General features: G+C 63.5%; 11 protein-coding genes and 8 tRNA genes. 3 read left to right on the top strand and 16 right to left on the bottom strand.

From position 1 onward, the window contains the following. Positions 1 to 49 precede the first annotated feature (49 nt). The gene (locus U5768_RS07845; protein ID WP_322030062.1) at positions 50 to 931 is read left to right on the top strand and encodes a helix-turn-helix transcriptional regulator; all 882 of its coding nucleotides are present in this window, start codon (positions 50 to 52) and stop codon (positions 929 to 931) included. Here the strand turns inward: U5768_RS07845 and U5768_RS07840 are convergent. From U5768_RS07840 to gltX, 9 genes are all read right to left on the bottom strand, one after another. Beyond that, complete coding sequence (locus U5768_RS07840) at positions 928 to 1392, bottom strand: GNAT family N-acetyltransferase (RefSeq protein ID WP_322029808.1); 465 nt, start codon at positions 1390 to 1392, stop codon at positions 928 to 930. The genes U5768_RS07845 and U5768_RS07840 overlap by 4 nt on opposite strands. Before the next feature lie 176 nt (positions 1393 to 1568). Next, positions 1569 to 1645: transfer RNA gene (locus U5768_RS07835), tRNA-Asp, on the bottom strand. Between the two features lie 104 nt (positions 1646 to 1749). Beyond that, positions 1750 to 1825, bottom strand: a tRNA-Glu gene (locus U5768_RS07830). A 58-nt stretch (positions 1826 to 1883) separates the two neighbouring features. Further along, a tRNA-Asp gene (locus tag U5768_RS07825) sits at positions 1884 to 1960 on the bottom strand. Between the two features lie 104 nt (positions 1961 to 2064). Then, positions 2065 to 2140, bottom strand: a tRNA-Glu gene (locus tag U5768_RS07820). A 71-nt stretch (positions 2141 to 2211) separates the two neighbouring features. Further along, a tRNA-Asp gene (locus U5768_RS07815) sits at positions 2212 to 2288 on the bottom strand. A gap of 74 nt (positions 2289 to 2362) precedes the next feature. Continuing rightward, positions 2363 to 2438, bottom strand: a tRNA-Glu gene (locus tag U5768_RS07810). Positions 2439 to 2493: 55 nt separating this feature from the next. Beyond that, positions 2494 to 2569, bottom strand: a tRNA-Ala gene (locus tag U5768_RS07805). Positions 2570 to 2813: 244 nt separating this feature from the next. Next, on the bottom strand, positions 2814 to 4235 hold the full coding sequence (gene gltX, locus U5768_RS07800) for a glutamate--tRNA ligase (protein WP_322029807.1): 1422 nt from the start codon (positions 4233 to 4235) through the stop codon (positions 2814 to 2816). A gap of 472 nt (positions 4236 to 4707) precedes the next feature. Between gltX and U5768_RS07795 the strand changes: the two genes are divergently transcribed. After that, positions 4708 to 5652 carry a patatin-like phospholipase family protein gene (locus U5768_RS07795; protein WP_322029806.1) on the top strand — a complete coding sequence of 315 codons (945 nt, stop codon included), beginning with the start codon at positions 4708 to 4710 and terminating at the stop codon, positions 5650 to 5652. A gap of 107 nt (positions 5653 to 5759) precedes the next feature. Here the strand turns inward: U5768_RS07795 and U5768_RS07790 are convergent, their stop codons facing one another. The 5 genes from U5768_RS07790 to U5768_RS07770 form a co-directional block, all read right to left on the bottom strand. Next, a complete protein-coding gene (locus U5768_RS07790; RefSeq protein WP_322029805.1) occupies positions 5760 to 6470 on the bottom strand; it encodes a C40 family peptidase in 711 nt (236 codons plus the stop codon). Positions 6471 to 6630: 160 nt separating this feature from the next. Next, positions 6631 to 8250: a dipeptide ABC transporter ATP-binding protein gene (locus tag U5768_RS07785; protein ID WP_322029804.1), complete on the bottom strand. Its 1620-nt coding sequence runs from the start codon at positions 8248 to 8250 to the stop codon at positions 6631 to 6633. Further along, positions 8247 to 9353: an ABC transporter permease gene (locus tag U5768_RS07780; protein WP_415913867.1), complete on the bottom strand. Its 1107-nt coding sequence runs from the start codon at positions 9351 to 9353 to the stop codon at positions 8247 to 8249. Before U5768_RS07780 ends, U5768_RS07785 begins: the two co-directional genes overlap by 4 nt. Position 9354: 1 nt before the next feature. Then, on the bottom strand, positions 9355 to 10392 hold the full coding sequence (locus tag U5768_RS07775; RefSeq protein WP_322029803.1) for a microcin C ABC transporter permease YejB: 1038 nt from the start codon (positions 10390 to 10392) through the stop codon (positions 9355 to 9357). A gap of 27 nt (positions 10393 to 10419) precedes the next feature. Beyond that, the gene (locus U5768_RS07770; protein ID WP_415913866.1) at positions 10420 to 12339 is read right to left on the bottom strand and encodes an extracellular solute-binding protein; all 1920 of its coding nucleotides are present in this window, start codon (positions 12337 to 12339) and stop codon (positions 10420 to 10422) included. A 109-nt stretch (positions 12340 to 12448) separates the two neighbouring features. On the opposite strand from U5768_RS07770, the gene fabI reads away from it, so the two are divergent. Beyond that, a complete protein-coding gene (gene fabI, locus U5768_RS07765; protein WP_322029802.1) occupies positions 12449 to 13237 on the top strand; it encodes an enoyl-ACP reductase FabI in 789 nt (262 codons plus the stop codon). 145 nt (positions 13238 to 13382) lie between these two features. Here fabI and U5768_RS07760 read toward each other — a convergent pair whose 3' ends face one another. Then, positions 13383 to 13730, bottom strand: coding sequence for a hypothetical protein (locus U5768_RS07760; RefSeq protein ID WP_322029801.1), 348 nt, complete (start codon positions 13728 to 13730; stop codon positions 13383 to 13385). 482 nt (positions 13731 to 14212) lie between these two features. Then, positions 14213 to 14306: transfer RNA gene (locus U5768_RS07755), tRNA-Ser, on the bottom strand. Positions 14307 to 14424 lie beyond the last annotated feature (118 nt).

The raw sequence follows: 14424 nt of genomic DNA, 5'->3' as shown, positions 1-14424 counted from the left end.
CTACAATGAGTGCGCCAGATTGCTCCACTCCGCCGCCGCCCTCTCCGTCATGCCCGAGCATCCGCACAACACCGTACGCAATCACGCGCCGCCGTTCGCCGAACTCATCGATATCCCGCCCGAGTTCGCGCCTACGCCCACGCATCCTGTCCGCGTGCGCTCGCGGCCCATGCCGGCCGGGGTGTGCATCGCGCAGCACACGCATGCGTGGGCGCAGCTCGCCTACTCGTCGCGCGGCGTGCTGCGCATGGCGACGCCTGGCACGACCTGGATGGTGCCGCCCTCGCGCGCGATCTGGGTGCCGCCTCACGTCACGCACGAAGTGGCGATCGTCGAAGACGCGTTCCTGCGCACGCTTTACGTAGACGAATCGGTGATTCCGCCCGGCCTCGGCGCGTGCCGCGTGGTCGAAGTCTCGGGCCTCCTGCGCGAGACGATCGCCGCGCTCGACGAACCCGGCATCCCCACCGCGCGCGAGCGCCTGCTCGGCGCCCTGGCGCTCGACGAGATCACGCGCTCGGCGCCGCTGCCGCTCGCCGTGCCGATGCCCGAGGAAAAGCGCCTGCGGGCGCTGTGCGAGGCGCTGATCGCCGATCCGGCCGGCCCCGGCTCGCTCGAATACTGGGCCGCACACGTGGGCGCGAGCACGCGCACGATCGCACGGCTCTTCCGCCAGGAGCTTGGGGTGAGCTTTTCGCAGTGGCGCCAGCAGGCGATTCTCGCGCGCGCGATTCCGCTGCTCAATCAGGGACGCCCCATGGCCATCGTGGCGCAGGAACTCGGCTATCAGAGCCAGAGCGCGTTTTCGGCGATGTTTCGCCGCGCCTTCGGCGAAAGTCCGCGCGCCTTCATCGCTCGCGGTACGGGCGATCGCGACGCCGATGAGCCGGAAGATTCCGTGGCAGCGCGTCGCGACGTCAACGCGCGTTAGACAAGCCGCGTCATGTGCCGGATCGAGCCGAGGCGCGCAAGCCGCGGCCCCGCCACGCGATACCCCATGCGCAGATAAAGACGCGCGGCCGGGTTGTCGACGAACACGCGCAGTTGCAGTTCGCGCAGGCCGCGCTCGCGGGCCCAGCGGTGGGAGATGTCCAGCAGGAACGTACCGGCGCCATTGCCGCGATACCCCTGGGCGATCTGCACGTCGCGAATGTGCAGCGAGTCGCCCTCCTGCGTCACGCGCAGCACGCCGATCGCCTCGCCCTCCAGTTCGAGAATGAAATTCTCCGACTCGCGATAGCTCGCCAGAAAGAGATCGCCTCGCCAGACAAGGTGATGCCGCAGATAGTAACCACCCATGTTGTTGCGCGTGAGCGTCTCCGCGAACTCGAAATCGTCCATGGTGGCGCGGCGCAGTTGAAACGGCGACGGAATGTCGTTGGGTGCGAACATGTCGGCGAGCGGGGAAACGAAGTTTCGACAACGCTACGATAACGCGCCGCCGCCGACAATCGCAGATTGTCCGTACATCGAAACGAAATCACGCGGCGGGAAAAAAGCCGTGGACGTGGAAGAAACGTCTGCGGAAAAAGAAAAAGCCCGTTGGACGTATCCAACGGGCTTCATTCTGGCGGAGCGGACGGGACTCGAACCCGCGACCCCCGGCGTGACAGGCCGGTATTCTAACCAACTGAACTACCGCTCCAGCGTGCTGCTCATTTACCATGCTCACTTAGCACGGTCACCGGCGGGCGTCGGTCGATTCCCGCTGGCGGCGTCGCCACACTGCTTTGGCGCCGCAATTTGATTTGGCGTCCCCTAGGGGATTCGAACCCCTGTACTCACCGTGAAAGGGTGATGTCCTAGGCCTCTAGACGAAGGGGACAACACAGGCTAACGCCTTGGAACTGCACCGGTTCGCAACTGCCGAACGGCTTTGAATCTGGCGGAGCGGACGGGACTCGAACCCGCGACCCCCGGCGTGACAGGCCGGTATTCTAACCGACTGAACTACCGCTCCAGCGTGCTGCTCATTTACCATGCTCACTTGGCACGGTCACCGGCGGGCGTCGGTCGATTCCCGCTGGCGGCGTCGCCACACTGCTTTGGCGCCGCATTTTGATTTGGCGTCCCCTAGGGGATTCGAACCCCTGTACTCACCGTGAAAGGGTGATGTCCTAGGCCTCTAGACGAAGGGGACAACACGGGCTTGCGCCTGTAATCGTCACTTTAACTAAAAAGCCCGCTCACAGTTTCTGAACGGGCTCGATCTGGCGGAGCGGACGGGACTCGAACCCGCGACCCCCGGCGTGACAGGCCGGTATTCTAACCAACTGAACTACCGCTCCAGTTCGACACAGTCAGATGGATAACCGTTGATTTCCACCTGATGGCCGCCAATCTCATTGACGACGCTCATGTCTGGCGTCCCCTAGGGGATTCGAACCCCTGTACTCACCGTGAAAGGGTGATGTCCTAGGCCTCTAGACGAAGGGGACATGATCTTTTCAGATAATGCCTTTACCACACTCTACTGCGTACGACGCGTTCTGTTGGTGGAGGTAAGCGGGATCGAACCGCTGACCTCTTGCATGCCATGCAAGCGCTCTCCCAGCTGAGCTATACCCCCTTGCAGAACAGAAGCGAGATTTTAAACATCAATTTCGCTTTCGTCAAGAGCTTTTGAATCGTTTTTTGTAGCGCTTCGAGGTTTCCTTGAAACATCGTTGCCCGATTCAGCGACTCTTTGCGTGAGATTTGCTGCAAATGCTGTGTATTTGCAACTCTCTCTCGCTCCGTATTCAACGGAGCCCGAATACTACAAGAACTGCCGCCCGGGCGCTAGGGTCCGGGCGCTAAATTCTTCAAAAAATTTACTTTGCCGCCGAAATGCCCTTCTCGATACGGCTCACCACCGCATCGCGGCCGAACAGTACGAGCACTGCATCGACCGACGGCGTATGTGTCGTACCCGCCACGAGCAACCGGGCCGGCATCGCGAGCTGCGGCATCTTCAGCTTGTGCGTGGCAAGCGTCGCCTTGAGCGCGGCCGAGACGCCTTCCTTCGTCCATTCCGCTCCCTTGAGGGCGGCGGCAAGATCGGCGAGCGCGGGGCGCACGGCTTCGGTGATGTGCTGCGCGAGCGCTTCGGTTTCCGGCTGCGGCTCGCGGTAGAACATCATCGCGCTCTCCGCGATCTCCTTGATCGTGTTCGCACGGTCCTTGAAAAGCGCGACCACGCCTTCGAGCGACGGGCCGCTCGCGAGCGCCGCCTCGTCCACACCAAGCGCAGCGAAGAACGGCTTCGACAGTTCGGCGAGGCGCGCGTTGTCCGCTTCCTTCAGGTAGTGGTTGTTGAGCCAGTTGAGCTTGTTGTGGTCGTACTGCGCGGGCGACTTGCCCAGATGCTCGAGGTCGAACCACTCCACGAACTGCTCGCACGTGAACACTTCGGCGTCGCCATGCGACCAGCCCAGACGCGCAAGATAGTTGAGCACCGCTTCCGGCAGATAGCCCGCGTCGCGATAGCCCATCACGCTCATCGCGCCGTGACGCTTGCTCATCTTCTCGCCCTGCTCGTTGAGCACCGTGGGCAAGTGCGCATAGACCGGCGGCTCGGCGCCCAGCGCGCGCAGGATGTTGATCTGGCGCGGCGTGTTGTTCACGTGGTCGTCGCCGCGAATCACGTGCGTGATCTTCATGTCGAGGTCGTCCACGACCACGCAGAAGTTGTAGGTGGGCGTGCCGTCAGGGCGCGCGATCACTAGGTCGTCGAGTTCTTCGTTGGAGATCTCCACGCGGCCCTTCACGGCGTCGTCCCAAGCCACTACGCCCGTAAGCGGGTTGCGGAAGCGCAGCACCGGCTCCACGCCCTCCGGCGGCGCGGGCAGTACCTTGCCCGGCTCCGGGCGCCACGTACCGTCGTAGCGCGGCTTCTCGCCGGCGGCGCGCTGACGCTCGCGCAGCGCATCGAGTTCTTCGGTCGACATGTAGCACGGGTAGACGAGGCCCTGCTCCTGCATCTCCTTGAGCACTTCGCGATAGCGGTCCATGCGCTGCATCTGGTAGAACGGGCCTTCGTCGAAATTCAGACCGAGCCATTCCATGCCTTCCAGGATCGCATCGACCGATTCCGACGTCGAACGTTCGAGGTCGGTGTCTTCGATCCGCAGCACGAAAACGCCCTTGTTGTGGCGAGCGAACGCCCACGGGTACAGCGCGGAACGGATGTTGCCGAGATGGATGAAGCCGGTCGGGCTCGGCGCGAAACGGGTACGGACGACAGAGGTAGTCATGGGCGATTACTCGAGGACGATGCCATCCGGGGCGCGGCGCTGGCGGTAAAAGCAGCCACGGCCGCGGATGGCCAGGGTTCGCGGCACACATTCGACCTGCGCGGCGAGCGCGGGAGCGCCGGGGCGCACAGGCTCGCGCGCGAACGGGAATCCGGAAAATTAGAGACGGGATTATACCCGCCATGCACTGCTTCGGCCCGGGGGCGAGGTCCGGCGCGCTTGAGAGCGCCGCGCTTCTTTCCTGCCAATGTCATCGCGCTCGCCACCCCGCAGACGCATTGTCATGCGCCGACACATCGCGTTACATGCACGCGCGCTAAACCGGCCGCGCTTTGCCTTATGATGTCGGCGCGCCGCTTCCACGCCGCGGCGCCGCGCGCGCAACACAGATACTCGGCCGCCCGCGCGCGAGAGACCGGGGTCCCGCGTCGTTCCTGATCGAACCCGAACGCGGACCGCATGGAGAACCTTCTTGAAGCAGTCATCGCCTTCGCTGAGCCGCCGCCACTTTTCGCTTGCGGCCGCTTCCACTGTCCTTGCCGCCTGCACGACCGCGGGCACGCAAACCGCCAGTGTCCCGCCGCCCGTCACAACTGCGCCTGTACCGCCCGTCGCCAAACCCGCGCGCCCGATACGCGTGGGCCTCGCGCTCGGCGGCGGTGCGGCGCGCGGCTTCGCGCACATCGGCGTGATCAAGGCGCTCGAGGCGCGCAACGTGCAGGTCGATTTCGTTGTCGGCACGAGCGCGGGCTCGGTCGTCGCGGCGCTTTACGCCTCGGGCATGAACGGTTTCGCGCTCAACAAGCTCGCGTTGACGATGGACGAAGCCTCCATCAGCGACTGGGCGATGCCGTTTCGCACGCGCGGCCTTCTGCAGGGCGTCGCGCTCCAGAACTATCTGAACACCACGCTGCACGACCGCCCCATTGAAAAAATGGCGAAGCCGCTCGGCGTCGTCGCGACCGATCTGCGCACCGGTCAGCCGATCCTGTTCCAGCGCGGCAACACGGGCATTGCCGTGCGCGCATCGTGCAGCATTCCGTCGATTTTCGAGCCGGTGAAGATCGCGGGCCACGAATACGTGGACGGCGGCCTCGTGAGCCCCGTGCCCGCTTCGTTCGCACGCAGGATGGGCGCGGACTTCGTGATCGCCGTGGACATCTCGGCGCGCCCGGAAACGGCCTCGACCCTGAGCCAGTTCGACGTGCTGATGCAGACCTTCACGATCATGGGCCAGACGATCAAGACGTACGAACTCGACAAGTATGCCGACGTCGTGATCCGCCCGAATCTCAACGCCATGGCGAGCAGCGACTTCACGCAGCGCAACGCGGCCATTCTCGCGGGTGAAGAAGCGGCGGCGCGCATCATGCCCGAACTCGAGCGCAAGCTTGCCGCGGTACGCCTCACAGCCTGATCGCCGGACGGGAACGCCCCTTGCTGATAGTTAACGGGGTTGGGGCGGCCGCAAACGCAAAAAGCCTGCTTCGCGAGAAGCAGGCTTTTGAACCGCCAAACCCGTGATCAGTTGCCGCCGTTGCCGTCGAACTGTGCGCTCACGCGCTTGAGGTTTTGCTGCTGGTCCGGCGTGAACGACGTTTCGATGCGGCGTGCGCCCGTGAAACGCTTTTCCCAGTAACCGTCGTCGAGGTCGTCGACGCGGATCGTGCTGCCGGTGGAGGGCGAATGCACAAACTTGTTGTCGCCAATATAGATGCCGACGTGCGAGAACGTGCGGCGCATCGTATTGAAGAACACGAGGTCGCCGGGCTTCAGGTTGCTCATGCTGACCTTCTCGCCCACGCGGCTCATTTCTTCGGCGCGGCGCGGCAGCGACATGCCAAGCGTGTCCTGGAACACGTAGCGCACGAAGCCGCTGCAATCGAGGCCGGAGTCGGGCGTGTTGCCGCCCCAGCGGTAGCGCACGCCAATCATGTTGAGTGCGCCGACAACGACGTCGCCGGCTTTGCCGGCCATGCCGGAGAGAAACGCCTTGGCGCCGCTTTCGGTGGGCGCTGGAGCCGCCGCCGGGGTCGCCTGGTTGGCATTCTGGAGAGCGTTCTGGACGGCGGGGATGGACTGCAGATTCGCCGCGCTGCCCGGCGAAAATGAGGCATTCTGGTTAAAGCTGCTTACTTCGTCGGCGAACGCGCCGGGAGCTGCGGCCATCAGTACGCCGATGAACATCCCGGCGACGACGCGCGTGCAAGCCTGGGTCAGGTATCGGTGCTGCATTGGTCGGTAGAAATTTCCCGTAAATCAGGGAGTTAGTAGAAAAGTTTGGACGATACTAGCCAGTAAGTATTTGTGTGTCAAAACAAATAGAAAAATTCAATCGCGACATTCACCTCATTGGTGAATTTCACCGAAAGTCACCCTAAAGTTCAGCCAAAGCCTAGCGATCGAATGCGGCTTTCAGCAATTTTCGGGTGTAAGGATGAGCCGGTCGATCGAAGATATTCGAAACCTCTCCCGACTCCACGATTGCCCCGTTCTGCATCACCGCCACCCGGTGCGCCATCGCACCGATCACCTCGAGGTCGTGGCTGATGAAGACGTAGCCCAGGTTGTATTTGCGTTGTAAATCCGTCAACAATCGCAGTACCTGTTGCTGGATCGAGACGTCGAGCGCGCTGGTCGGTTCGTCGAGCACGATCACGCGCGGCTCCAGCACCAGCGTGCGCGCAATCGCTATCCGTTGACGCTGGCCGCCCGAGAACTCATGCGGATATCGTTGCAAGGCCGTGCGATCGAGGCCCACTTCGCGCAACATGCCGACCACGCGTTTGCGCCGCTCCTCGGCGGGAAGATCAGGCCGATGCAGCGCGAGCCCCTCCCCCACGATGCGCTCGATGGTCTGGCGAGGAGAAAGCGAACTGAACGGATCCTGAAAGACGACCTGCAGATGAGAGCGCAACGACAGCCGCTCGCGCCCCTGATAGCTCGCGATCGGCCGCCCCTGGAACTCGACGACGCCGGCCGCCGTTCGTTGCAGCCCCAACATCGCCATCGCGAGTGTCGTCTTGCCCGACCCGGACTCGCCGACGATGCCGAGCGTCTCGCCCTGGCGCACCGCGATGTTCGCGTCGTTCACCGCGCGATAACGCCCTTTGCGCCACCAGCCGCGAAAACCCGGCAGCGTGGTGGCGAAGTCGACGATCACGTCCTTCGTCTGCAAGAGAACCGGCGCGATCGGCAGCACGGGCAGCACATGGCGCTCGGGCCGGCTCGCGATGAGCCGTTGCGTGTAGGGATGTTGCGGCGCCTCGAAAATCTGTTCGATGCTGCCCGACTCCACGAGCTTGCCCTTCTCCATCACGGCCACGCGCTGCGCGAAGCGGCGCACGAGATTCAGGTCGTGCGTGATGAGCAGCACGGACATGCCGCGCCGCGCCGCCTCCTCCTGCTGCAGTTCGAGCAGCAGATCGACGATCTGGCCGCGGATCGTCACGTCGAGCGCCGTGGTCGGCTCGTCGGCGAGCAGCAGGCGCGGACGGCACGCGAGCGCCATCGCGATCATCACACGCTGGCGCTGGCCGCCCGAAAGCTGATGCGGATAGCTCGACACGCGCCGCCGCGCTTCGGCAATGCCGGTGCGCTCCAGCAATCCCACCGCCCGCTCGTAGGCCGCCTTCTTCGAAACGCCGTCGTGCAGCACGATGGTTTCCGCGATCTGCTCGCCGATCGTGTAAAGCGGATTGAGCGCCGACATCGGCTCCTGGAAGATCATCGCGATGTCGTTGCCGCGCAGGCCGCGCATCGCGCGCTCGCTTTTCGCGAGCAGATCGTCGCCGTCGAGGCGGATCGCGCCGTCCATCCGCGCGTCTTGCAGGAGCCTCAGAACCGCCAGCGCGGTCACGGTCTTGCCCGAGCCCGATTCGCCGACGAGCGCCACGCGCTCGCCGCGCCCGATCGCGAGCGTCACGTCGTCGACGGCGAGCGTCTCGTTAAAGCGCACGCTCAAATGCTCGATCGAAAGGAGCGGCGCGGCGATGTCCTGCGGCACGGCGCTCACTGGTTGCCTCCGGCCTTCATGGCGTCGGAAATGCGCGTGTCGAGCGCGTTGCGCAACGCGTCGCCGATGAAGGTGAGCAGCAGCAGCGTCGCCACCAGCACGCCGAAAGTCGAGAGCGCGATCCACCATGCGTCGAGATTGCGCTTGCCCTGCGCGAGCAATTCGCCCAGGCTCGGCGTGGGCGCGGGCACGCCAAGCCCGAGAAAGTCGAGACTCGTGAGTGCGAGAATCGCGCCGCTCATGCGAAACGGCAGGAACGTGATGACGGGCGTGAGGCTGTTGGGCAGCACGTGATGCCAGATGATCTGCCAGTTCGAAAGACCCATCGCGCGCGCGGCGAGCACGTAGTCCTGGTTGCGGTTGCGCAGGAATTCGGCGCGCACGTAGTCGGACAAACCGATCCAGCCAAAGAGCGACAGCAGCACGATCAGCAGTACGAAACCCGGCTCGAAGATCGCCGCGAAGATGATCAGCAGATAAAGCTCCGGCAGCGAACTCCAGATCTCGATGAGGCGCTGCCCGAAGATATCGACCTTGCCGCCGAAATACCCTTGCACCGCGCCCGCCAGCACGCCGAGCAGCGTGCCGATGGCGGTCAGCACGAGCGCGAACTCCACCGATACCCGAAAGCCGTAGAGCAGTCGCGCGAACAGGTCGCGGCCGCTTTCGTCGGTACCGAGCCAGTTCTGACGCGACGGCGGCGCGGGGTTCGGCACCTTCGCGAAATAGTTGAGCGTGTCGTAGTAGTACGGGTTCGGCGGATAGATCGCGAAGTTGCCCGGCGCGTCGAAGCGATGACGAATATACGGGTCGAGATAATCGGCGGGCGTGGGGAAATCGCCGCCGAACGCAGTCTCGGGATAGTCCCTGAACAAGGGGAAATACAGATGCCCCTCGTAGCGCACGACCATCGGCTTGTCGTTGCACCAGAGCGGGCCGGCAAGACTCGCCGCGAACGCGACGAGAAACACGATCAGGCTCCAGTAGCCCAGGCGTTGCTGTCTGAAGCGCAGCCATACGCGGCGCGCGGGTGTGGGCGATTTGAAGGCGCGCACGCTCTCGGTGCGCAATTCGGGCTCGGCGCCGGCGCGGACTCGGTTCAACTCAGCGCTCCAGTTGTTCGAATTGGATGCGGGGATCGACCCACACGTAACAGAGATCGGAAATCAGTTTGGTTAGCAGTCCGATCAACGTAAAGAGGTACAGCGTGCCGAGCACGACCGGATAATCGCGCCGCACGACCGATTCGTACGAAAGCAGCCCGAGTCCGTCGAGCGAGAAAAGCGTTTCGATCAGCAGACTGCCGGTGAAGAACGCGCCGATGAACGCCGCCGGGAACCCCACCACGAGCGGCAGCAACGCATTGCGAAACACGTGCTTCCAGAGCACGGTACGCTCCGAGAGCCCTTTGGCGCGCGCGGTCAGCACGTACTGGCGGCGAATCTCTTCCAGGAAGGCGTTCTTGGTGAGCATGGTCGTCACGGCGAAGCTGCCCACCACCGAAGCCGTCACGGGCAGCGTGATATGCCAGAGATAGTCGAGTATCTTGCCGCCGAGCGAGAGCGTGTCCCAGTTATCGGAGGTGAGATTGCGCAGCGGGAAGAGTTGCAGGAACGAGCCGCCGCCGAACAGCACGAGCAGGAGCACGCCCAGCACGAAGCCCGGAATCGCGTAGCCGACGAGCACGACGAGGCTCGTCACGAGGTCGAAGCGCGAGCCGTTGCGCACCGCCTTGGCGATGCCCAACGGCACCGATATGAGGTACGTGAGGAAGAAGGTCCACAGGCCAATGCTGATCGACACCGGCAGCTTGGAAATGATGAGCGACCACACGCTCAGATGATGGAAATAGCTTTGTCCGAGATCGAAGCGCGCAAAGCGCCCGAGCATCAGGAAATAGCGTTGCAGCGGCGGTTTGTCGAAGCCGTAAAGCTGCTTGAGCTGCGCGATCTGCTGCGCGTCCACGCCCGAATGCGCGCGCATGCCGAACGGCATGCCCTGCTCCGCGCCCCGCCGCAATTCGCGCACTGCCTGCTCGACAGGACCGCCCGGTACGAACTGGATCACGCCGAAGGTCAGCGTGAGCACGCCGAGCAGCGTCGGGATCATCAGCAGCAGGCGTTTGACGATGTAGCTCCACATGATTCGTTGCTTCCGTCGTGTCCGTTGTTAATGACCCGCCGCTTGCGGCGCCTGTGGATTGAACCACCACGTCGAGATGATCCAGTCGTTCGCGCCATAGTACAGCGGCAGTTTCGCCGGATACGCCAGCGTATTCCTGAACGCCACGCGGTGCGTCCCGCTGTACCACTGCGGCACCACATAGTAGCCGTGCATCAGCACCCGGTCGAGCGCATGCGTGGCATCAAGCAGTTGCTGGAGCGTTTGCGCCCGCGTAAGCGCCTTGAGGATCGCATCTACGGCGGGCGATTTCAGGCCCAGCAGATTGCCCGAACCGGGCTCGTCGGCGGCCTTGCTGCCGAAGCGGTCGATCTGTTCCGCGCCGGGCACCTGAACGTCGGGGAACTTGATGGTCGTCATATCGAAGTCGAAGGCGTCGAGCCGCTTCTGGTAGAGCGCGAAATCGACCGAGCGATAGTTCACCTGAATGCCGAGCCGCCTGAGCGCCTGCGTGTACTGCGCCATGATCGGCGCCCACTGCCCCGAAGCGCTCGTATCGTCGAGCACTTCGAATGTGAACGGCTCGCCCTTCGCGTTGCGCAGCGCGCCGTCGCGGTAGGTCCATCCGGCTTCGGCGAGAAGCGCGCGCGCCTTGAGCAGATTCGCGCGCAGCGATCCCGGCGGCGTCGTATCGGGCTGCGAGGGCAGCGGACCGAACACGGCGGGGTCGAGCGATTCGCGCCACGGCTCGAGCAACGCAAGCTCGCCCGGCGACGGCAGGCCCTTCGCCTGTAGCTGCGTGTTCGCGAACCAACTGTCGATGCGACGGTACTGGCTGTAGAACAGCATGCGGTTGAGCCACTGGAAATCGAGCGCGAGGTCGAGCGCGCGGCGCACGCGCACGTCCTGGAACACGGGCTTGCGCAAATTCATGACGAAGCCCTGCATGCCGGTGCCGTTGTGCTGCGCAAACTCTTTCTTGATGAGTTCGCCGCTGTCGAAGCGCTTGCCGACATCGCGCCGCACCCAGTTGCGCGCGACGTATTCGACGAGCGCGTCGTACTCGCCCGCCTTGAAGGCTTCGAGCCGCGCCACATCATCCGAATAAAGCTTGTAGGTGATGCGCTCGAAGTTATTGGTGCCCACGCGCACCGGCAGTTCCTTGCCCCAGTAGTTCGGGTCGAGCTTGTAGGTGATCGTGCGTCCGTTGGAGTAGCGGTCGATCACATACGGGCCGCTGCCGATCGGCTGCTCGAACGCGAGCTGGTCGAACGCGATGCGGCTGCCGTCCGGGCGCAGACCCCACTTGTGCGAGAACACCGGCATGCCGCCCGCGATGAGCGGCAGCTCGCGATTGTTGCTGCGAAACTCGAAGCGGATCGTCGCGGGATCGACCACCACCGCGCGTGTGATCTCGCTGAAATACGCCTGCATGGAGGGCGCGGCCTGGCGGCTCTTCAGGGTATCGAACGAGAACTTCACGTCTTCGGCCGTTACTGGGTCGCCGTTCGAAAAACGCGCCTTGGGATTGATGTGGAATGTCACCGAAAGCGCATCGGGCGCGATGCGGATATCGTCGGCGAGCAGGCCGTAGGCCGAGGCCACTTCGTCGAGGCTCCCCGTCGTGAGACTCTCGAACAGCATGCCGAGTCCCGGCGCCGCGTTGCCGCGCAGCGTGAAGGGGTTGAACTTGTCGAAGCTCGTGAGGCGGTCGGGATTGGCGAGGACGAGCGTGCCACCCTTGGGCGCGTCCGGATTTACGTAATCGAAGTGCGCGAATCCTTGCTGATATTTGGGCTCGCCATACTGCGCGATGGCGTAGACCGCGTGCGCGGACGGCATGGCCATCAGTCCGAATGCAAGCGCGAGACACGCGGCCGCCAGCCTCTTGCCCATTGCGAAGCGTGCCGCAGGAACGGTTGCCCCAAGCGCGCCGTGCGCCGTCCTGCCTCGCGTTCCTGTCGTCATAGATCGGTAATTGTCCGGGCTGCCTTGTCAGTTGTGAGAGAATTCTACCCAAACCACGCGGCGCCGCCCCTGCAGGCGCCTGGCGCAATGACCTGATTTAGGAGAATTCATGGGCTTCCTCGCTGGCAAACGCATTCTGTTGACCGGCTTGCTGTCGAACCGTTCGATCGCGTACGGCATCGCGCAGGCATGCAAGCGCGAAGGCGCGGAACTGGCGTTCACGTACGTTGGCGACCGCTTCAAGGACCGCATCACCGAGTTCGCGCGCGAATTCGACAGCGACCTCGTGTTCCCCTGCGATGTGGCCGACGACGCGCAAATCGAAGCGCTCTTCGCAGATCTGAAGCAGCACTGGGACACGCTCGACGGCCTCGTCCACTCGATCGGCTTCGCGCCGCGCGAAGCCATCGCGGGCGATTTCCTCGACGGCATGACCCGCGAGAATTTCCGCATTGCGCACGATATCTCCGCATACAGCTTCCCCGCGCTCGCCAAGGCGGCCAAGCCGATGCTCGCCCAGAACGCATCGCTCCTGACGCTGACCTATCTCGGCGCCGAACGCGCGATCCCGAACTACAACACCATGGGCGTGGCGAAGGCCGCGCTCGAAGCGAGCGTGCGCTACCTCGCGGTGGCGCTCGGCGGCCAGGGCGTGCGCGTGAACGGCATCTCCGCTGGCCCGATCAAGACGCTCGCGGCAAGCGGCATCAAGGGCTTTGGCAAGATTCTCGACTTCGTCGAGCAGAACGCCCCGCTGCAACGTAACGTGACCATCGAACAGGTCGGCAATTCCGCCGCGTTCCTGCTCTCCGATCTGGCAGCCGGCGTGACCGCCGAAATCATGCACGTCGATTCGGGCTTCAACGCCGTGGTGGGCGGTATGGCCGGGCTGGAGTAAGCCGCTCTGATTCACATTGCACGCGTTGCGCGCGTCTCGTTGCGCGCGCAACGGCCGCAACGAAAAAGCCGCCCATGGGGCGGCTTTTCTTTTGGCGCTACGCCTGCAACCTGGCCTCGCGGCCAGGCGCCAACTTATTGGCGGCTTAGTGCCAGTGTCCCGGCGGCGGGCCGCCATGGTCCCAGTGCCCACGGCCCGGACCGCCATAGCCGCCATGATGACGATACCAGTCGTCACGCGCCCAGTAGCGGCGGCCGTCCCAGTAACGATCGCCGTGCCAGCCGATCACGATAGCCGGCGGCGCCCCATAGACGGGAGCCGGCTGATAGACGACCGGCGGCGGGGGCGGCGGCGCGTAGACCGGCTGCGGAGCGACATAAACCGGGGCCGGAATACCGATGTTGACACCAACGCTCACGCCAGCCATGGCGGCGCTCGATGCGCCGATAGCCGCGACCCCGAGCAGCATTGCAACAACACGTGGGAACTTCATGGACTCACCTTTCGGGTTTGATGTTTTGTTGAAGCCAATATAACGCACGGCTTTGGCCGGCATATTTCAAACTTGTAATAACTGATGCACAAACCTGGTCTGCGTTCGATGTCGTTACGTCTCGTTACACGCGGGCAAGGAGTTGTGGCGCGCAACGCGATGCGAACGCGCGGATCGCGAACTACGGCGCTGCGGAGGATATCATCGCTGGCGCGAAAGCGTGCGGGCGTCAACAGAACCTTCGGTGTATGTGTGCGGGTTTCCCGCGACCGACTACGTTTCATTCGCATTACGAACTATCTCGCCCAAATGCGTTCGGTGCGACGCCCGAGCCGATACGCCTTCGGCCATAAAGGATCCATCGCACTCCTCAGCAAATGAGCCAGCAATATTGCTGGTCGATGGTGGCGCGCCCAGCAAAACGGGGAGCCCAAAAACAAAAACCCCGCAAGCCGAGACTTGCGGGGTTTCGCCGCCATGACTGGCGGAGACGGAGGGATTCGAACCCTCGATCCAGGTTTTGGCCCAGATGCTCCCTTAGCAGGGGAGTGCCTTCGACCTCTCGGCCACGTCTCCCGAAAACTTCGTTCGCGCCAGGGAGGCAGCGCAACGAAGCCAAGATAATAGCGGGTTAGCGCCTCCCGGTCAATTCATACGACGCTTTTTTTGCAAAGTTTTTTCTGCAAGCGCACAT

This window comes from Paraburkholderia sp. J76 (genome assembly GCF_905220295.1).
Classification (GTDB): Bacteria; Pseudomonadota; Gammaproteobacteria; order Burkholderiales; family Burkholderiaceae; genus Paraburkholderia.
Note: the sequence above shows the minus strand (reverse complement) of the source record. Positions and strands in the feature narration are given on the sequence as shown.